The organism is Collinsella sp. AM36-4AA (genome assembly GCF_003467795.1).
Classification (GTDB): Bacteria; Actinomycetota; Coriobacteriia; order Coriobacteriales; family Coriobacteriaceae; genus Collinsella.
On sequence record NZ_QSHS01000025.1, the window covers coordinates 20,434 to 39,537 of the forward strand.

General features: G+C 57.8%; 18 protein-coding genes. 14 read left to right on the plus strand and 4 right to left on the minus strand.

Annotated features, from left to right (window positions below; all coding sequences use genetic code 11):
• Nucleotides 1-475, minus strand: a 475-nt coding sequence (locus DW850_RS08110; RefSeq protein WP_117774246.1) for a cob(I)yrinic acid a,c-diamide adenosyltransferase, incomplete at its 3' end; no start/stop codon positions are given.
• A 101-nt stretch (nt 476-576) separates the two neighbouring features.
• On the opposite strand from DW850_RS08110, the gene ftsH reads away from it, so the two are divergent.
• The 3 genes from ftsH to DW850_RS08130 all read left to right on the plus strand — a co-directional run bounded on the left by ftsH (nt 577) and on the right by DW850_RS08130 (nt 3,441).
• Nucleotides 577-2,469 (plus strand): ATP-dependent zinc metalloprotease FtsH, encoded by a 1,893-nt coding sequence (ftsH, locus tag DW850_RS08115; RefSeq protein ID WP_187364973.1) that lies wholly within the window; start codon nt 577-579, stop codon nt 2,467-2,469.
• Nucleotides 2,470-2,544: 75 nt separating this feature from the next.
• Nucleotides 2,545-3,036, plus strand: coding sequence for a DUF523 domain-containing protein (locus DW850_RS08120; protein ID WP_117765687.1), 492 nt, complete (start codon nt 2,545-2,547; stop codon nt 3,034-3,036).
• 177 nt (nt 3,037-3,213) lie between these two features.
• Nucleotides 3,214-3,441 (plus strand): IS3 family transposase, encoded by a 228-nt coding sequence (locus DW850_RS08130; RefSeq protein WP_369831449.1) that lies wholly within the window; start codon nt 3,214-3,216, stop codon nt 3,439-3,441.
• A gap of 114 nt (nt 3,442-3,555) precedes the next feature.
• Here DW850_RS08130 and DW850_RS08135 read toward each other — a convergent pair whose 3' ends face one another.
• Nucleotides 3,556-4,158, minus strand: coding sequence for a Type 1 glutamine amidotransferase-like domain-containing protein (locus DW850_RS08135; RefSeq protein WP_117765683.1), 603 nt, complete (start codon nt 4,156-4,158; stop codon nt 3,556-3,558).
• Nucleotides 4,159-4,672: 514 nt separating this feature from the next.
• Nucleotides 4,673-5,755 (minus strand): iron-containing alcohol dehydrogenase family protein, encoded by a 1,083-nt coding sequence (locus tag DW850_RS08140; RefSeq protein WP_117773850.1) that lies wholly within the window; start codon nt 5,753-5,755, stop codon nt 4,673-4,675.
• 485 nt (nt 5,756-6,240) lie between these two features.
• On the opposite strand from DW850_RS08140, the gene ileS reads away from it, so the two are divergent.
• The 11 genes from ileS (at nt 6,241) to DW850_RS08195 (ending at nt 18,723) form a co-directional block, all read left to right on the plus strand.
• Nucleotides 6,241-9,042, plus strand: a complete 2,802-nt coding sequence (gene ileS, locus DW850_RS08145) for an isoleucine--tRNA ligase (RefSeq protein ID WP_117786777.1) — start codon at nt 6,241-6,243, stop codon at nt 9,040-9,042.
• Between the two features lie 240 nt (nt 9,043-9,282).
• Entirely contained in the window at nt 9,283-9,882 is a 600-nt protein-coding gene (lspA, locus tag DW850_RS08150) for a signal peptidase II (RefSeq protein ID WP_233540646.1), read from the plus strand.
• Nucleotides 9,882-10,895: an RluA family pseudouridine synthase gene (locus tag DW850_RS08155; protein WP_117786778.1), complete on the plus strand. Its 1,014-nt coding sequence runs from the start codon at nt 9,882-9,884 to the stop codon at nt 10,893-10,895. The genes lspA and DW850_RS08155 overlap by 1 nt, the downstream gene beginning before the upstream one ends.
• Before the next feature lie 81 nt (nt 10,896-10,976).
• Nucleotides 10,977-12,272 (plus strand): glycosyltransferase family 2 protein, encoded by a 1,296-nt coding sequence (locus DW850_RS08160; protein ID WP_117786779.1) that lies wholly within the window; start codon nt 10,977-10,979, stop codon nt 12,270-12,272.
• 79 nt (nt 12,273-12,351) lie between these two features.
• The gene (locus DW850_RS08165; RefSeq protein WP_158565246.1) at nt 12,352-12,774 is read left to right on the plus strand and encodes a prepilin peptidase; all 423 of its coding nucleotides are present in this window, start codon (nt 12,352-12,354) and stop codon (nt 12,772-12,774) included.
• Nucleotides 12,775-12,805: 31 nt separating this feature from the next.
• Nucleotides 12,806-14,053: a deoxyguanosinetriphosphate triphosphohydrolase family protein gene (locus DW850_RS08170; protein WP_117786781.1), complete on the plus strand. Its 1,248-nt coding sequence runs from the start codon at nt 12,806-12,808 to the stop codon at nt 14,051-14,053.
• A 60-nt stretch (nt 14,054-14,113) separates the two neighbouring features.
• Complete coding sequence (locus tag DW850_RS08175; protein ID WP_199575659.1) at nt 14,114-15,463, plus strand: replication-associated recombination protein A; 1,350 nt, start codon at nt 14,114-14,116, stop codon at nt 15,461-15,463.
• Nucleotides 15,464-15,563: 100 nt separating this feature from the next.
• A complete protein-coding gene (locus tag DW850_RS08180) occupies nt 15,564-16,154 on the plus strand; it encodes a hypothetical protein (protein ID WP_117786783.1) in 591 nt (196 codons plus the stop codon).
• Nucleotides 16,147-16,524, plus strand: a complete 378-nt coding sequence (locus DW850_RS08185; protein WP_117583445.1) for an ATP-binding protein — start codon at nt 16,147-16,149, stop codon at nt 16,522-16,524. Before DW850_RS08180 ends, DW850_RS08185 begins: the two co-directional genes overlap by 8 nt.
• A gap of 1 nt (nt 16,525) precedes the next feature.
• The gene (locus DW850_RS08190; RefSeq protein WP_117786784.1) at nt 16,526-17,317 is read left to right on the plus strand and encodes a SigB/SigF/SigG family RNA polymerase sigma factor; all 792 of its coding nucleotides are present in this window, start codon (nt 16,526-16,528) and stop codon (nt 17,315-17,317) included.
• Nucleotides 17,314-18,723, plus strand: coding sequence for an AI-2E family transporter (locus tag DW850_RS08195; protein WP_117786785.1), 1,410 nt, complete (start codon nt 17,314-17,316; stop codon nt 18,721-18,723). The genes DW850_RS08190 and DW850_RS08195 overlap by 4 nt, the downstream gene beginning before the upstream one ends.
• Nucleotides 18,724-18,732: 9 nt before the next feature.
• Here DW850_RS08195 and DW850_RS08200 read toward each other — a convergent pair whose 3' ends face one another.
• The gene (locus tag DW850_RS08200; protein WP_117786786.1) at nt 18,733-18,972 is read right to left on the minus strand and encodes a hypothetical protein; all 240 of its coding nucleotides are present in this window, start codon (nt 18,970-18,972) and stop codon (nt 18,733-18,735) included.
• Nucleotides 18,973-19,104: the final 132 nt, after the last annotated feature.

Sequence of the window (19,104 nt, forward strand, 5' to 3'; positions counted from 1 at the left end):
AGTATTCGATGCCTTGGCGGGCTAGGAGGCCTTCGTCGAAGTAGTGTTTGACGGGGCGCATTTCGGTTACTAGGTCCGCGAGATCGGCCAGTGGCAGCAAGCCGCGGCCGGTGAGCACGAGCTCTGTGGTGGTCGGTTTCATTGCGATCAACGCTTCGACATCTTCGCGCGTCACAAAGCCTCGGCGCATGGCTTCTCCCAGCTCATCCAAGATCAGCACGTCGACCTGGCTAATCTGCTCGCGCGCCAGCTCCATGATCTGTGCGGCACAGGCTTCGGGCGTGTCGCGGTCGGCTTGTACGATGCGCAGACCTAAACGGGGCGCCGCATCATGCTCGGCGCAGTGCAGCTTCTTGGCAAACTGAAGCATGAGTACGTTAAGTCCATAGCCCGTGGCGCGCAGCGCAAGCCCCAGCGCAGCCGTCGTCTTGCCCTTGCCGTCGCCCGTATAGATTTGAACCTTGCCGACTCCCAGTGATGCCTTCTCTGTCCTTTCGTGCCCGGCGTCGGTTTATCGCCGTCCGGGTTGGGTATTCTAGAAAAAATTATCAACCCCAGTAGATGGAGTTCAAGCAGATGGAGATGGATGACAATAAACGTAGACGGAATATGATCCTCTACGTGCTCATCGCCTTCGTCGTCTACCTCGTGCTCTCGACCGTTCTGTTCCCCAACATCGGTCACACGCAGCAGATTACGAAGACCGATTACTCGACGTTTGTCAAAGCGCTCGATAAGAAGAGCGTCGACAAGGTCGAGTACAACACGGACGATTACACGATTTATTACACCAAGAAGGGCGAGGACGAGAATATCGCCTACAAGACGACCGGTGTGCCGAATGACGCGGGCTTTACCGATCGCGTGCTTGAGTCCGGTGCTTCGCTTGAGTCGGTCGTTCCCGATAAGAACTCGGGCCTGATGACCTACTACCTGCTCACCCTCATTCTTCCCATGGTGATTTTCTTCCTGATTGGCTGGTGGCTCAACCGCCGCATGAAGAAGGCCATGGGTGATGACGGTCCGTCGATGAACTTTGGCGGCGGTGGTTTTGGCGGCGGCGGACTGGGCAAGTCCGGCGCGCGCGTGATCGCCTCCAAGGACGTGGGCGTGACCTTTAAGGATGTCGCCGGCCAGGAAGAGGCTAAGGAGTCCCTCAAGGAGGTCGTCGACTTTCTGGAGAAGCCGCAGCGCTACGAGGAGATCGGCGCCAAACTGCCACGCGGCGCTCTCCTTGTCGGCCCTCCGGGTACCGGTAAAACCCTGCTCGCCAAGGCTGTGGCCGGCGAGGCGGGCGTGCCGTTCTTTAGTATTTCTGGTTCTGAGTTTGTTGAGATGTTTGTCGGCCGCGGCGCCGCTAAGGTTCGCGACCTGTTTAAGCAGGCCAAGGAAAAGGCCCCGTGCATCGTCTTTATCGACGAGATCGATACCATCGGCAAGAAGCGCGATGGCGGCGGCTTTAGTGGCAACGACGAGCGCGAGCAGACGCTCAATCAGCTGCTGACCGAGATGGATGGATTCGATAACCACAAGGGTATCGTCGTCCTCGCTGCGACCAACCGTCCCGACAGCCTTGATCCGGCCCTGCTGCGCCCCGGCCGCTTCGACCGCCGCATCCCCGTTGAGCTGCCCGACCTGACCGGTCGCAAGAATATCCTTGAACTGCACGCCAAGAGCGTGAAGACGCAGCCGCCGATCGACCTGACCGCGATCGCCCGCGCCACGCCTGGCGCCTCGGGTGCCGACCTGGCCAACATCATCAACGAGGGCGCCCTGCGCGCTGTCCGCGAGGGTCGCAAGCGCGCCACGCAGGATGACTTTGAGGAGTCGGTGGAGGTCGTCATCGCCGGCCAGCAGCGTAAGTCCACGGTGCTGTCCGATCACGAGAAACAGGTCGTGTCCTATCACGAGATCGGCCATGCCATCGTTGCCGCCCGCCAGAAGGGTTCTGCGCCGGTTACGAAGATCACCATCGTGCCGCGTACGAGCGGTGCTCTGGGCTACACCATGCAGGTCGAGGAGGACGAGCGCTTCTTGACCACGCGCCAGGAGGTGCTCGACAAGCTCGCTGTCTACTGCGGCGGACGTGCTGCCGAGGAGCTCATCTTTGGTGAGATGACGACTGGCGCGGCCAATGATATCGAGCAGGCCACCAAGCTCGCCCGCAACATGGTGACGCGCTTTGGTATGTCGGAAGAGTTTGGCATGATGGCGCTCGGTACCGTTCAGAATGCCTACCTCAACCAGGACACGTCGCTCACCTGTGCCCCCGGTACGGCCGAGCGCGTCGACGCGATCGTCGCCAAGCTGATCGAGGACGCACATGACCGCGCCCTGCAGATCCTCAAGGAGAACAAGTTTAAGCTCCATGAGCTGGCTCGTTATCTGTACAAGAAGGAGACGATCACGGGCGAGGAGTTCATGAATCTCCTCACGCGCGAGAATCCGCTGATGCCAAAGCAGCAGTAAGGCTGGTTGCACAACGTCGAACGCCCCATTTGAGTTTCTATCTCAAATGGGGCGTTTTGTTTGGGAGGGATATGTATGAAGATCGTGGTGAGTGCCTGCTTGATGGGAGAGAGCTGCAAATATAACGGGCTCGACAATTACCATCGCGCGTTGGTCGAGGCCTGCGAACGCACAGGGACCGAGGTCCTGTTGGTGTGCCCCGAGGTTTTTGGCGGCTTGCCCACACCGCGCAAGCCGTCCGAGATTGTGAATGGCGAGGTTTGTACCTGCGAGGGCATCTCGGTCGATCGCGAGTTTCGCCAGGGTGCTCAGCGCGCGCTCGATATGTGCGAGCAGGCGGGCGGCCCGTCCGAGATCGTTGCGTGCATTTTGCAGGACCGCAGCCCCTCGTGCGGTACGGGTCACGTCTACGATGGCACCTTTAGCGGTACGCTCACCGCGGGCAATGGTGTTTTTGTCGATCTGCTGCTGCGTCACGGGTACCGTGTGATTCCGGCTAGCGAGTTCGATCCCAGCATGCTGGAACATTGTCCACAGCACTCGAACCCAACACTTCCTCACGGGTGACCGTTTTGGCATCATCCGTGAAGTTGATATTGAGTACGACCCGGTCATCAAAGACGTAGACCGAGTTGACAGGCGCCGTACCCAGGCAGCCCCTCCCCACGGCCCTCGCGCAGGAACGCGCACACGGCCTTCCCGTCTCTTGCGCCTCTCCCGGAACTGTCCACATCAGCGTAGCCAATCCAGTCCGCCAAGGGCTGCAGCCCGGACAACGCGGCGATGGAGGGCTTCTTCGGCCTGCTCAAGAAGGAGTTCTGGCACGGCAGGGACTGGTCGGACTGGACCCCCGCCCGCTTCATCGAGGAACTCGGGGGCTGGATCGGCCGATACAATACGGAGAGGCGCAGCGATGCGCTCGGCGGCCGCACGCCGGCCGAGTTCCGCTCCGCGCTGGGAAGGGCCGCGTAACGGTCCAAGAAATCGTCCGCAGTCCCCATTCTTGCCCCTTTGGGACGGCTTCTTGTTGGGGCGTGCCTGCCTCAAACCCTGCTAGGAACGAGTGCAGCAAACTGGAATTTTAAATTACTCTTTGCAAATAACCTTTGAACCTTCACCATCAATTACAATTCCCTGACGATTGTTAATTGGGCATAGATTCAAATCCGAAAACTCAGTTATTATTTTCTCGGTAACTTTCTTAAATGGTGCTGTAAGAAAATGCGGAAGAACATAGAAATCAATCAAATTAAGCCCTGCATCATCTTCTTGTGAGTAGTCCTCCGGCTTTTCATCCATTTGCTCGATATATTGGATGCTTGGAGCGCATACAATCGCACCTGCCGATTCACCAATCATCAGTTTTCCTTTTGCCAATTCTTTCTTCAACAGCTCATCCGTTCCCGTTTTACGGAGCTGGTCTATAAGGAAAAAAGAATTTCCGCCGGTAAAATAGATCACATCCGCATCTTCAAAAAGAGACTGTATCGTTGAATAAGCCTCCGTTGAAATATCAATTTCAGTTACGATTGCTCCCAACTTTTTGAATAATTTTCGAGCCGAGCCGACATAACCGGTGTAGCCTTCACGCAGCGAAGCTGTTGGAATAAATGCGACTTTTTTACTTTCAACTTCTTCCTTAATCAGACTTCCTACACTTGAAAAGTGAGAACATAAAAACAGTTTCATCAGTATTCTCCTTTATATATAAATTCTTATTTGTTGAACTAAGCCGTGTATACCATACTCTCCAATGAAAGAACGCCCTGATATAGCGAAATTTTGCCGTTTTCCTGCGTACGTGCGTACACACTCCACAGGAATTCTAAGGGGCCTGCCCCCTTAGCACACGGACTTTGGAACAAAGTCTAGTGTGCTACGCCTTGCCAGAGGTGTACAGGCTCCCGGTATGCACGTACGAAGCAATTGCCATCAATGCGCCATATAAGTGGCGATCAAGTTCGCATAAAGCGACCTTGATCCTGCAAAACAAAAGGCAGGATACCATCACCACGATGATACCCTGCCTCTGTTCGTTTCTGTTTACCGTTCCGAGTAGTCCTTCCGCAGAATTTCCGATAAACAAAAAACGTACCCGAACCCTTTCTCGTAAAGAATCGGGTTCGAGTACGAACTGAATGCTGGAGCAATAAAAAACCACCAGAAAGGTGCCCGTCCCCTTTGTGGTGGTTTTGGGTCAGTCCTAGAGCGTGTGGCCGTAAGCGTTGGCGGCCTTGATGGCGGCGGCGAATTTCTCGTCGGTGAAGGGCTCCGGGTTGCCTTGCTTCCATTCGTTGGTGGCGTGCGCGTACTCGCACAGGGCAGGGATATCAGCCTCGGAAAGCCCGACCTGCTCAAGCGTCACGGGCAGGCCCATCTGATTGTTAAAGGCGGCGTAGCGCTCAAGGTTCTCGGTATCGCCCGTGTAGGCAAAAAGCACGAGCACACCCAGGCTCACGACCTCGCCGTGCAGGTAGGAGCCCTCGCGCGGAATGCTGCAGGAAGCGTTGTAGAACGCGTGCGCCACGCTCGAGTTGTAGTAGTAATCGTTTTGGTTGGTCAGGTTGGAGACGTAGCCCGTGTTGACCACGATATCGAGCGCGATCTGCTTGACGGCTTCGGTCGACAGGTTCTGGCGAACGTCCTCAAGACCCTGCACGCCATAGGTAAACAGCGGCTCGGAGCAGGTGTGTGCGAGCGCCAGGCCAAGACCTGCGGTGTGCTCCAGGTTGCCGGCGCTCGTGGCGTACTCGACCTCGGGCTGCTTGGACAGGGCATCGCCCACGCCCGCCCAGAAGTACTCCGCCGGAGCCTCGGCGATGATCTTGGGGTTGATGAAGATGTGCGCGGGGCGGTTGGGGTACGAATAGCCCTCGAGCGAGCCGTCGTCGTTGTAGACGACGGCAATGGCGGTCGCGGCCGAGCAGTTGGAGCAGATCGTCGGCACCGTAAAGACGATCTTCTTGAGCTCGATGGCCGCCGTCTTCATGGTGTCGAGCGCCTTGCCGCCGCCGCATGCGATAAGCACGTCGGCTTCCTGGCAGGCGGGGGAGTTTACGACCTTGGCGATATTGGCGCGTGTACTGTTGGTACCGTAGACGCGCGTCTCTAGAATCTCGACGTCGGTACCTTCCAGCACAGCTTCGATACCGGGAAGTGCTGCGGCCAGTGCCCGCTTGCCACCGATGATTGCGACCTTGGTCGCTCCGTATTCGGCCAGCGCTCCGGGCAGCTCGTCAAAGCAGTCTTCGCCGACGGTATAATCGCTCATCCCAATCGTGCGCATAGCAACCTTCTTTCGTTCGATAAAGTGCTTACAGGCATTTTGCTCCAAGTGAGTGCTTGCGACCGTGAGAAATTACTAAAGTATGAAACCGATGTTGAGGGTTTTTCGCTGGCGCGGAACGTGCTAGCATACTCCGCATAAGCGTTGATGGGGACGAGTAGTCGGCCATCCGTATGCTACAGAGAGCGGGGAGTGCTGAGAACCCGCGCATGCGACCGATGAAAATCACCCCGGAGCTGCGGTCCCAACGGACGCGCCGTACAGGCACGTCTTAGTAGACATCGCCGAGATGGTCGTCGATACAGGCCAGCCGAGTAACGGATGCGAGCGCGCTGTAATGCGGGTGAGGGCATCTAAGCTGGGTGGTTAAGCGAAGAGCTTTTGCGGGCGTGCAGCCCGTTTGTGGCGCTTCGTCCCAGCTTGTAGGGACGGGCGCTTTTGTGGTGCCCAGAGGGCGTGCGCGCCCACGACATGAAAGGGGTACCGTGGCAAACGAGTACAAGCAGACGATGAATCTGCCCAAGACCGGTTTTCCCATGCGTGCCGGTCTTTCCAAGTCCGAGCCCAAGCGACTCAAGGACTGGCAGGACAACAAGGTCTACGAGCAGGTTCTGAAGAAGAACGAGGGTCACAAGAAGTTCGTGCTGCACGACGGCCCTCCGTACGCCAACGGTCCGATCCACATCGGCCACGCCATGAATAAGATCTCCAAGGACATGATCAACCGCTACTGGATGATGCAGGGCTATGAGGTCCCTTATGTCCCCGGTTGGGACTGCCACGGCCAGCCGATCGAGCACAAGGTCGAGGAGAAGCTCGGCACCGAGAAGTTCAACCAGACCCCCACGGCTAAGATCCGTGAGCTCTGCAACAAGTTCGCTGTCGAGAACATCGAGCTGCAGAAGGCCGGCTTCCGTCGTCTGGGCGTGCTCGGCGACTGGGACAACCCCTATCTTACGCTCTATCACCAGCATGACGCTGCCGACATCGAGGTCTTTAAGGCCATGTTCGACAAGGGCATGATCTATCGTGGCCACAAGCCGGTTCACTGGTGCAAGCACTGCCACACCGCGCTGGCCGAGGCCGAGATCGAGTACTCCGACGAGACGAGCCCCTCCATTTTCGTCCGCTTTGAGATGACCTCCAAGCCCGCCGGCCTCGAGGGCTTCGATGGCCCGGTCGACTTTATCATCTGGACGACCACGCCGTGGACCATTCCCTCCGACCAGGCCGTTTCCCTTAAGCCCGGCGCCGCCTATGTCGCCGTTGAGCACGATGGTCGTGCCGAGGTCATGCTCGAGGACCTGGCTCCCAAGTGCTGCGAGGAGTTTGGCTGGGAGTACACCCCGGTTATGGTCGACGGCAAGCCCTACGTGGTTCCCGCCGAGACCTTCCACCACATCCACTACAAGCAGCCGATCTTTGACGGTGTTGAGGGCGTGGCGCTGCTGGCCGATTACGTCGGTGTCGATGACGGTACCGGTATCGTCCACAACTCGCCCGGCCACGGCGTCGACGACTACTTTGCCTGCCTCAAGGAGGGCATCACCGACATCTGCATGCCGGTCGATGACGACGGCAAGTTTTACACCGGCGAGGAGTTTGGCACCGGCGGCCCCTTCAGCGGTATGGATACCGATGAGGCCAACCCGCACATTATCGAGTTCCTGCGCGAGCGCGGCACCCTGGTCCTTGAGAAGAAGATCACGCACAGCTATCCGCACTGCTGGCGCTGCAAGCACCCGGTGCTCTTCCGTGCTACCGACCAGTGGTTCGTCTCGATGGACAAGACTGGCTTGCGCGAGCAGGCTGGCAAAGAGGTCCGCCAGAACGTCAAGTGGTATCCGGCCCACGCCGCCAACCGCATTGGCGCCATGGTCGAGCAGCGTCCCGACTGGTGCATCAGCCGTCAGCGCAACTGGGGTGTGCCTATCCCCAGCTACACCTGCGCCGACTGCGGCGAGAAGGTCATGAACGACGCCACGCTCGACGCCGTCATCAAGCTCTTCCACGAGAAGGGCTCCGACGCCTGGTTCACCGACGCTCCTGAGAGCTATCTGGGCGAGGCCTGCGTCTGCCCCAAGTGCGGTGGCCATCACCTCAAGGCTGATAAGGACATCCTTGACGTGTGGTGGGACTCCGGCGTGTCTTGGAAGGCCGTCTGCGAGTACCGTCCCGAGCTGGAGTACCCGGCGGACGTCTACCTCGAGGGCTCTGACCAGCACCGCGGTTGGTTCCAGAGCTCACTGCTCACCTCGGTGGGCGCCAACGGCCACGCTCCGTACAAGGCGGTCGTCTCGCAGGGCTTCACCCTCGACGGCCAGGGCCGTAAGATGTCTAAGTCACTCGGCAACGTCATCGACCCCAACAAGGTCTGCGACGAGATGGGTGCCGACATCATCCGTCTGTGGGTCGCCTCCGTCGATACCAGCTCCGACGTCTCCATCGACCACGAGATTCTCGCTCGTACGTCCGATGCCTACCGTCGTTTCCGCAACACGCTGCGCTTCCTGCTCTCCGAGCTCGAGGGTCAGTTTGAGCCCGAGACCGACGGCGTCGCCTTTGCCGACCTGCTGCCGCTCGACAAGCTCATGGTTGCCCGCCTGACTCAGGTCCAGGCCGAGGTTGACGATGCTTATGCCAGCTACGAGTTCCCGCGTGCCTACCGTGCACTCTACGACTTCGTGGTGACTGAGCTTTCCAACGTGTACCTCGACGCCCTGAAGGACCGTCTGTACTGCGAGAAGCCCGGCTCGCTCGAGCGTCGCAGCGCCCAAACCGTGCTGGCCGAGCTCTTCTCGATGCTCATGCGCGACCTGCAGCCGATCCTGTCCTACACGGTCGACGAGGCCATGGCCTATGCGCCCGCCGGCTGCGTCGATCATCAGAAGTACGCCGCGCTGCTCGATTGGTACAAGTCGCCCATCACGATCGACGAGGCCAATGAGTTTGAGGGCGTGCTCGAGGCTTCACTCGAGCTCCGTAGCGCCGTGACCAAGGCCCTTGAGGACGCCCGCTCCGCCGGCACCTTCACCAAGAGCCAGCAGGTCCGCGTCAAGGCGGTCGTTCCCGCCGAGATGTACGCGCTGCTGACCGGCGACAAGGCCGTCGACCTGGCCGAGTTCTACATCGTCTCCGATGTTGAGCTGACCCAGGGCGAGGAGCTCTCCGTTGCCATCGAGGCTGCCGAGGGCGAGTGCTGCGACCGTTGCTGGAACTACCGCACCACCGTCGGCGAGTACAACGGCCACGCTCATATCTGTAAGAGGTGCGCGAACGCACTCTAGTTACGCGGTTTTACCAAACCGCGTAACGGCTCGACGCTGCAAACCCGCCAGAGCGGCAATCTGCCTTTCAGCTTCGGCGGCATGACCAGAAGGTCTATGCCGCCTTGCTTCAAGGCACCTTGCTCGCTCTGGCGGGTTTTCGCTGTTGGTAGCGAATCATCGGCTATTTCGTTGCTGGTCAATATAAGATATTGATTTGCGTTAAACGTAATTCGATGTTTTTGAGGGTAGGGGATTGATTTGGGTCGTTCTGCGGATATGACGCCGCCTTTGCGTTGGCGGTTGGGTGTTGCTGGTAGCGTGGCGTTGGCCGTGCTGCTTGTTGACCAGCTGACCAAGCTTGCGGTTCGTGCCGTCGGCGATGCTCTGCATGTGACTATTATCCCCGGTGTGATCGACTTCCTTTTCGTGCGTAACATCGGTGCTGCCTTTAGCTTGGGCGAGGGACATGGCCTCGCGTTTGCCGTGCTGGCGTTTGTCGTTATCGTTGCGATCGCGGTGTACTTGCTTCGCGCGCCCCAGCTTGCTCGCTTTGAGGTTGTGGGCATGGCTATGGTCGTGGGCGGCGCCATTGGCAATGCGATCGACCGTCTGGCTTTTGGCTTTGTGACCGATTTTATTGCCACCACCTTCATCGACTTCCCCGTCTTCAATGTGGCCGATGTCGGCATTACGGTCGGTGTGGTGCTTGCCCTCATCGGCTACATGTTCTTGAGTCCTGCGGCCCGTGAGGTCGACGCGACCGCCGAACTCAACGCCCGTGACGAGGCCCGCGCTAAGCGCAAGGCCCAGCAGCGTGGGGAGCGTGCCCGCAAGATTCGCGAAAGGAGCGAGCGCTAATGGCCGACATCCATATCCTTGTTGCCGATGATGCCGCTGGTCAGCGTCTTGACGCCTATCTAGGCGCCAATGACGGCTGCCCTACGCGTTCTGCCTGCGCGCATCTGATTGAGGGCGGTGCCGTGGCCGTCAACGGCGAGACCTGCTTGTCCAAAAAGTATGCCGTGCGAGCCGGCGACCGCATTTCGGTCGACCTGCCCGAGCCGCACGACCCGACCGACGTGATTCCCGAGGCCATTCCCCTCGATATCCGCTACGAGGACGACTACCTTATCGTGCTCTCCAAGCAGCGCGGCCTGGTGTGCCATCCTGCGCATGGTCATGAGAGCGGTACGCTCGCGAATGCCCTGGTCTATCACTGCGGTATCGACCATCTGGGCACCGTGCAGGGTGAGGACCGCCCCGGTATCGTGCATCGTTTGGATCGCGATACCTCGGGCCTTATGCTCGTGGCAAAAGACGACGACACCCAGCGCGCGCTCCAAAATCTTATCCGTACGCGCACGCTCGACCGCCGCTACATTACGCTCGTTCACGGTCATATCGCTATGGATGAGGGCACCATTAACACCGGCATTGCCCGTTCTACGCGTGACCGTGTCAAGATGGCGGTTTCGGACGATCCCTTTGCGCGCCAGGCCATCACGACCTTCAAGGTCCTTGAGCGTTTTGATTCCACGCGTTTTGACGACGGTTACACGCTCGTCGAGTGCCACCTGTTTACGGGCCGCACACATCAGATTCGCGTTCATATGCGCCATATCAACCACGTCTGCGTGGGCGATCCACTCTACGGAAAGTGCGATGCACGCGCCGATCAGGGTCTGACCAGGCAATTCCTTCATTCCTGGCGCGTCGCATTCGACCATCCTGTGACGGGGGAGCGCATTGAGTGCCGTGACGAGCTGCCGTGGGATCTCGCTGCGGTTCTTGACGACCTGGCCCCGCGCTCGCTTGGTCGTACTGCTGCCGGCGACGAAATCGTTCCGCAGCTCGGTCTGCTCGAAGCCTAGCCGTATTAGGTGGTTTCTTGAACTCGGTTAGCCTACGGTAAGATATACGGTTGTTTACGTAACGCGTTCTCGGGAGCCTGCATGCTCGCCTTTTTACAAACTAACACGCCCATCGTGATCTTTAACCAGATTGTGGTTACGCTACTCACGGTCTGTTTTCTGTATCAGGTGGTCTTCTTTGTCATCGGTGCACTCCGTGGTGAGGTCGCGCCTCCCAAGGCCAAAAAGCTGCATCGTTATGCCTTCTTTATCGCGGCGCATAACGAGGAGGCCGTGATCGCCAACCTTGTTCGCTCCATCAAGGACCAGGATTATCCGTCCGAGCTTATCGAGGTCTTCGTGGTCGCCGATGCCTGCACCGACAACACGGCGCAGCTCGCGCGCGAGGCGGGCGCTGTCGTCTATGAGCGTAACGACCTGGCCCGTAAGGGCAAGAGCTGGGTCATGGACTTTGGTTTTGATCGCATTCTCAACGAGTATCCCGATACTTTTGAGGGCTATTTCATCTTTGACGCCGACAACGTTATTTCCCGCGATTACGTCTCCAAGATGAACGATGCCTTTGACCAGGGCTTCCATGTGGTCACGAGCTATCGTAACTCCAAGAACTTCGGCAGCTCGTGGATCTCGGCGGCTAATGCTACGTGGTATCTGCGCGAGGCGCGCTTTCTCAACAACGCGCGTAATATCTGCAAGACGTCCTGCGCTGTCTCGGGTTCGGGTTACCTTATCTCGGCGAGCGTTATCGAGGGCATGCACGGTTGGCAGTTCCATACGCTGACCGAGGACATCCAGTTCACCACGTTCTGCGCCATTCACGGCATCCGCATCGGTTATGCACCGGCGGAGTTTTTTGACGAACAGCCTGTGACGTTTAAGGCTTCCTGGAAGCAGCGTATGCGCTGGACCAAGGGCTTCTACCAGGTCTTTTTTACCTACGGCAAGCATCTGGTCAAGTCGACCTTCCGCTATCATCGCTTTGCCGCTTACGACATGTTCATGACCATCGCTCCTGGTATGCTGCTATCCTTGATCTCGATGCTCGCTAATGCGACGTTCTTGATTGTGGGCGGCCTTTCGCATGGTTTCTTGGCTACTGAGGTTGAGATGCAGGCTTGTGCTGCCTCGCTTATCATGACGTTCGCGATGATGTACCAGACCTTCTTTATCCTGGCGCTGCTCACGACCATCTTTGAGTACAAGCACATTCATTGCGCTCAAAAGTGGCGCCTGGTGACCAACCTGTTTACCTTCCCGATCTTTATGTTCAGCTATATCCCCATCACGGTTGCCGCGCTGTTCCTGAAGGTCGACTGGGTGCCCACGCAGCACGCCGTTAACGTTACCCTCGACGAGGTCATGCAGGGCGCCAAGTAACCACGATCAGAACCACCACAAAGGGGATGCACCTTTGTGGTGGTTTTTGCTTTAGATCAGCCGTCCCGGGAGGTGTCCTGTGGTCTATATCCCATTTTGGATCTGCGCCTTTGCCGGTGCGGTGATCGATGCCCGTGAGCGGCGGTTTCCCAACGCGCTTGCGGCTGCGTGTGCCGTGGCGGCGTTTGCGGGCGTGTGGCTGGATGGGGGCTTGAACACGGCATTTGACCACGCTGGCCTTGCGGTCATCGTGTACCTTTCTCTTGTGTTGACTGAGTCGCTTTGGCGGCGCCTCCGTCAAACCCCGGGCATCGGCATGGGTGATGCCAAGGCACTCTTCGCGCTTTGCACGCTCGATCCTATGGGTGGCGTCGTGGCATTTGCCGCCGCGCTCCCGGTCCTTGCCCTCTCCTGCCTCATCACAAAATCGCGCTCCTTGCCATTACTCCCGTTTTTGGTGCCGATTTTTGCCATAATCGAGGTCGTGGGCTGCACATTGTAACCGATTGCGCATCCTTCTTAAGGAGCATGCCATGGCAACTAATCAAGAAACGGCCGTCATTAAGGCGCGCATGGATCGTATTCCCTCGGCGTTGTCGCCCGAACTTGTCGAGCGCATTTCCGCCGATCGTGCTTCGGGTGCCGTCAACCCGTACCGTTGCGACGATGACCAGGTCATCCGTCGCGTTGATCGAGCCGCAGACGAGGGCACGCTCATGCGTCCGGCATTTATGCGCGATGCTGAAAAGATTCTCCATTTGCCCGCGTATGCCCGATATGCTGGTAAAACGCAGGTCTTTAGCTTCCGTAGCAATGATGATCTGTCGCGCCGCGGTTTGCACGTGCAGCTTGTCTCGCGCATTGCGCGCGATATCGGTCGCGCCCTGGGGCTCAACTGCGATCTGATTGAGGCAATTGGCTTAGGCCACGACTTGGGCCACACGCCCTTTGGCCATGCCGGCGAGCGATTCCTCAACGATATTTACCACGAGCGTACGGGTCGCTACTTTTTCCATAACGTGCAATCAGTCCGTGTGCTCGATGCACTGTATGGCCGCAACGTGTCGCTCCAGACACTCGATGGCGTGCTGTGCCATAACGGCGAGTACGAGCAACGCGTGTTTGAGCTTTCGGATATGGGTTCCTTTGAACAGTTTGACCAGACGGTTGAGGATTGCATTGCCACGGGCTATAGCGCAATTGAGCATCTGCGTCCCATGACGCTCGAAGGCTGCGTGGTTCGCATCTCGGATATCCTTGCCTACGTTGGGCGCGATCGCCAAGACGCCATTGCTGCGGGTCTGCTGTCACCTGACGCCTTTGACGATGACCTGGGCGGAGCATACAACAGCTGGATCCTCACGCATGCCTCCATCGATATCGTCGAGCACAGCTATGGCAAGCCACGCATCGAGATGAGCGAGGACCTGTTTGAGGAAATCCGCCGAGCCAAGTGCGAGAACTACGAGAAGATCTATAGCAAGGGCGGTATCGAAGGCGACTCCGAAGCGGAGCTGCGCGAGGCTTTCGAAAAGCTCTACGACCGTTGCCTGCAGGATATAAACGAAGGCGACGAGTCCTCCTACATATTTAAGCACCACATTTCGCGCATTGAGCAGCAGCTTTCCTACTACGACCGTACCTATGCATGGCAGGACGATAAGGACCAAGCCGTGGTGGATTACATTGCGAGCATGACGGATGGCTATTTCTGCGAGCTGACGAGTAAGTTGTTCCCGGGTCTAAAGTTTCCGCACCGTACTTATATTAACGAACGGTAGTTCGTATTTATTCGGTATACTATTCGTGGAAAACGATTTTGATTGATGCACGGGATGGCTATGGACGACCTTTTTTCTGCTTCGACGCGTGAGCGTTCCTTTCAGAATGCGCCGCTTGCGGTGCGCATGCGCCCCAACACGCTTGATGAGTACGTGGGCCAGCAAAAGGCCGTCGGTAAGGGCTCATGGCTGCGTGCCGCGATTGAGCACGACGTGCTGTCGAGCGTGATTCTGTACGGGCCGGCCGGTACGGGCAAGACGACGCTGGCCCACATTATCGCCAACCATACTAAGAGCGAGTTTGTCGAGGTCAGCGCCGTGACGGGCACCGTGAAGGACTTGCGCCGCGTGATTGACGAGGCCAAGACGCGCCTGAATACCTATGACCGCCGCACCATTCTGTTTATCGATGAGATTCACCGCTTTTCCAAGTCGCAGCAGGACGCCCTGTTGCATGCGGTTGAGAACCGTACCGTCATTATGATTGGCGCTACGACGGAGAATCCGTACTTTGAGGTCAACTCGGCATTGCTCTCGCGTGGTCGCGTGGTGGAGCTTGAGCACCTCAAAGACGAGGATATCGCCACGCTTATTGCGCGTGCGCTTGAGGCACCGCAGGGTTTGGGTGGTAAGTTCTCGGCCGATGAGGATACGGTTAAGACCATCTGCACGCTGGCTGCGGGCGACGCTCGCTCCGCGCTCACGACGCTCGAGCTGGCGAGCGAGATTGCCGTCACGCGTCCCTATACCGAGGGGACGCCGGCTCCGGCGGCAGGGGAGCGTTATCCTATCACCGTCGATGACGTGAAGATTGCCAACCCGCGCCGCGGTTTTTCGTATGACAAAAACGGTGACATGCACTATGACATTATCAGTGCGTTCATTAAGTCCATGCGCGGCAGCGACCCCGATGCCACGATTTATTGGCTCGCGCGCATGATCGACGCGGGGGAGGATCCTAAGTTTATCGCCCGCCGCATTATGATTCAGGCTTCTGAGGATGTTGGCAATGCCGATCCGCAGGCACTTTTGGTGGCGCAAGCCGCGTTTAAGTCTGCCGAGGTCATTGGCTATCCCGAGTGCCGAATTAACCTGGCTCAGGCTGCACTCTATGTGTGCTTGGCGCCTAAATCCAACGCGTGCGAGGCTTCGATCGATGCGGCGCTGGCCGATATCCATAGTAGCGGATTGCGCGAGGTGCCCAGTTATCTTCGCGATCGTCACCGTCCCGGCAGCGATGAGTACGGTGTATACAAGTACCCACACGATTATCCCGAAGGTTGGGTCGACCAGCGCTATTTGCCCGAAGGCCTGGAGCGTGGTGCCTTTTGGCAGCCTGCCGGCCGCGGTTGGGAAGAATGGCGTGTGGAGCAAAGCGAGCGCGACCGTAGCGGGAATGCTCCGAAGTAGCTGCTGATTATTTTGTCCCACGATCTCACGCTTGGCATGTTCGGTCCCCTTTGGGGTACCATGAAGAGCGTCTGTATTTCGATTCATTTGGGAGGCTTGTATGAGTCCCATTCAAATCGCCTTGCTGCTACTTGCCGTTGCCGGCGTGTGGGCTGTTATCGAGCTCGCGCTCACGCTGCGCAAGACGCGCACCGTCGTTGATTCGCTCGACAAGACGGTGGGCGACCTCAACAACACGCTCGCCGAGGCACAGCCCGTGGTGGCAAAGCTCGATGGTGCCGTTGATGAGCTTACACCGGCACTTGCTCAGGTGGAGCCGCTCCTCAAATCGAGCAAGACTGCCGTTGACGCCCTGACGTCCAACCTTATTGAGGTTGAGGCGGTCGTTCGCGACATTTCTCAGGTCACGGGCAGTGTGGCCGAGGCCAGCAATGCCGTGTCGAGCGTGACCGACTCTGCGGCCGGTGCCGTGCAGAAACTATTTAACAAGGTGAAGGCTCCTGCAGCCGACGACGATCGCAAGCTCGCCACTGCCGCCGAGGCCGAACAGCCTACCGAGCACGTTCTGATTGGTGAGGCTGAGGACGAGGCCGCCGATGGTGCAGATACGGCTCAGAAGCCCGCAGCCAAGCCTGCTCAGTATTACACCTATACGCCCGCCGAGACCTCCGAGGAGTCCTGCGATGAGTAGCGAAACAACCTGCCCCATTACGCTGAGCGTTGCCGGTGATCCGCGTTTCGCGCGCTTGGTGCGCATGACGGCCGCCAACGTCGGCGCCCTGTGCTCTATGTCCGTCGATCGCATCGAGGATATTCGCATGGCTGCCGAGGAGGCCTTCATCTTTGGGTGCACCGCGGTCGACTGCGACGATATCTCGATCACATTCGATGTCGACGAATCTCATGTGGGAATGACCTTTACCTTTGGCGATCAGGCGACTGTCGATGAGGATGACCAGGCTGCCGTGTATGCCGAACTCATTCTTGCAAGCGTGTGCGATTCCTACGAAAAGACCGCGGCGCCCCTGACGCTTTCCCTCGACCTCAAGGCGGATATCTAATATGACCGAACGTTCCCGGAGCGGTAAGACCGCTTGGGACAAGGAGAAAACCCGCGAGCTGTTTCGTCGCTACAAGGAGACCGGTGATCCGGATGCCCGCGAGCAACTCGTCATGTCCCACATGAACCTGGTAAGGTTTCTTGCCAACAAGTTTAAGAACCGCGGTGAGCCGCTCGATGACCTTTTGCAGGTCGGCTATCTGGGCTTGCTCAAGGCTATCGACCGTTTTGACCCTGAGCGCGGGCTCGAGTTCACCACGTTCGCGACACCTACTATTCTGGGAGAGATTAAGCGCCACTTCCGCGACAAGGGCTGGAGCGTGCGCGTGCCGCGTCGTCTACAGGAGCTCTCGGCCAAGGTTAACCAAGCCACCGATAAGCTCACCAACGAGCTGCAGCGTTCTCCTAAGGTTGAGGAAATCGCTGAATATCTGGACGTGACCGTCGACGAGGTGCTCGAAGCTATGGAATCGTCCTCGGCCTACACCTCGGTACCCATCGAGGCCCCCGGTGCGTCCGATTCCGACGATGCGCCTTCGATTCTCGATCGCTACGCCGACGACGACAACGAGCTCGACTTTACCGATGACCGTCTGGTGATTGAGGAGGCCATTCGCGATTTCTCCCCGCGCGAGTGCGAGGTGATCGAGCTGCGCTTTGTGAAGGGCATGACCCAGATCGAGATCGCTAAGAAGCTGGGCATCTCCCAGGTGCAGGTTTCGCGTCTGCTGCGCCGTACGCTTAAGAAGATTCAGGACAAGATTGACCCCGACGGAGTAATGGTTCGTTCATGAGTGAACACCCCCAACAAACCGATCGCGTGCTGCGCGACACCCGCATTCTGACGCTGCGCATTTGGGCCGTCGTCGGCTGCATCGTGATCGCTGCCGTCATCTTTAACCTCATGGGGATTCTGGCGCCGGTTATTGAGTTTTTGGCCGTCGGCTCCATTATTGCCTTTGTAATGTCGCCGATTACCAACTGGCTTGAGCATCATGGGGTGGGCCGCGGCATCGGCTCGCTCATCGCGCTCATTGTGGTCGTAGCCGTGCTCGTCGGTGTCGTCTGTATCCTGTCGCCGATTCTCTTTGGCCAGATCATGGAAGTCCTGAGCCGCCTGCCTGAGCAGCTACGTGTTGCGGGCAGCGACCTTAATGAGATGATCTCGCGCGCCAAGACGCTCAACAACACGCCGGTCAAGGAGTACCTGGACGATAACCTTTCTTCGCTCGTTACGGTGGCGTCCAAATATGTCTCACAGATTGCCGCCGAGCTCGGCCGCGGCGTGTTTCCGCTTATCACCAACACGGCCTCACAGCTGTTCGTGATCTTTTTGGGTCTGGTGCTTGCCTATTGGCTTGCCTGCGATTATCCCCGTATACACCACGAGGTCTGCACCATCATCGGTCAGGAAAAGGAAACCTCGTACCGCTTTATGGTCGCGATTCTTTCGCGCTCAGTCGGCGGTTACATGCGTGGCATGGTTGTGACGTCCATCTGCGGTGGCATCCTTGCCTTTATCGGCTTTACGATCATCGGGCATCCGTATGCGGCGCTCATGGCCATCTTTACCGGCATCATGCACTTGGTCCCGGTTGTCGGTCCCTGGGTGAGCGCGGCGATTGCCACGGTGCTCGGTTTCATGTTCAGCCCCATGCTGGCGTTGTGGACCTTGGTTGTGACCATGGTGGCACAAAACGTCACCGATAACGTCATTTCGCCTAAGGTCATGCAGAGTTCGGTGCAGGTGCATCCCATCATGAGCCTCACGGCCCTTGTTATTGGCTCGGCGCTTATGGGCCCCATCGGCATGGTTATCGCCATCCCGCTGTGTGCGGCCCTCAAGGGTATCTTCGTGTACTACTTCGAAAACGAGACCGGCCGCCAGCTCGTTGCCTACGAAGGCGCCGTGTTTAAGGGTACGCCGTATCGCGATGCCGAGGGCAACCCGGTCGCCGCCTATGACGCGCTTGGCGACGACACGTTCATCTATGAGTCTGAGCTCATCGGCAATGAGACCGCGCCCGAGGCCAAGGCCATGCCCAAGCCCGAGCTCGATAATTCCTGGATCAAGCTCTCGGGTCTTCAGCCCGACGCGACGGGCTTTTTCAAGAACCCCTTCGCCAAGGACGACGATTCCAATACGGACGACGACACCAAAACCGGCATAGACGGCTCCATGGATGATTCGGATTCCTAAGAGGCCCTGTTAGCGTTTTTTGATGTTATAAAAGACAAGAAACACGAGCAAAGCGATTGATAAGGGGCCGGCTACATAGAAATAGAGAACGTCAATTGCGCGTAGAGGGCAATAGGCCTTATCGCCGGACATTACTGCATATAATACGTAGCCAAATGCTGGTTGGTTTGAATACCAGTGGGAGAAGGCCAAGAGTGCTAAAAGTGCTACTACCAGAAGTGTGTTCAGGACAAATCGTTTGGCATTCATCGGCCGCTCCTTCCGGATGATTCTTATATATTATATAGTATTTTCATATTAAAAAAACAGTTAATCCTAAGACTAACTGCTTTGTGTGTATGGATATAAAATTGCCCTTGATTCTCATCTTCATTGCAACAG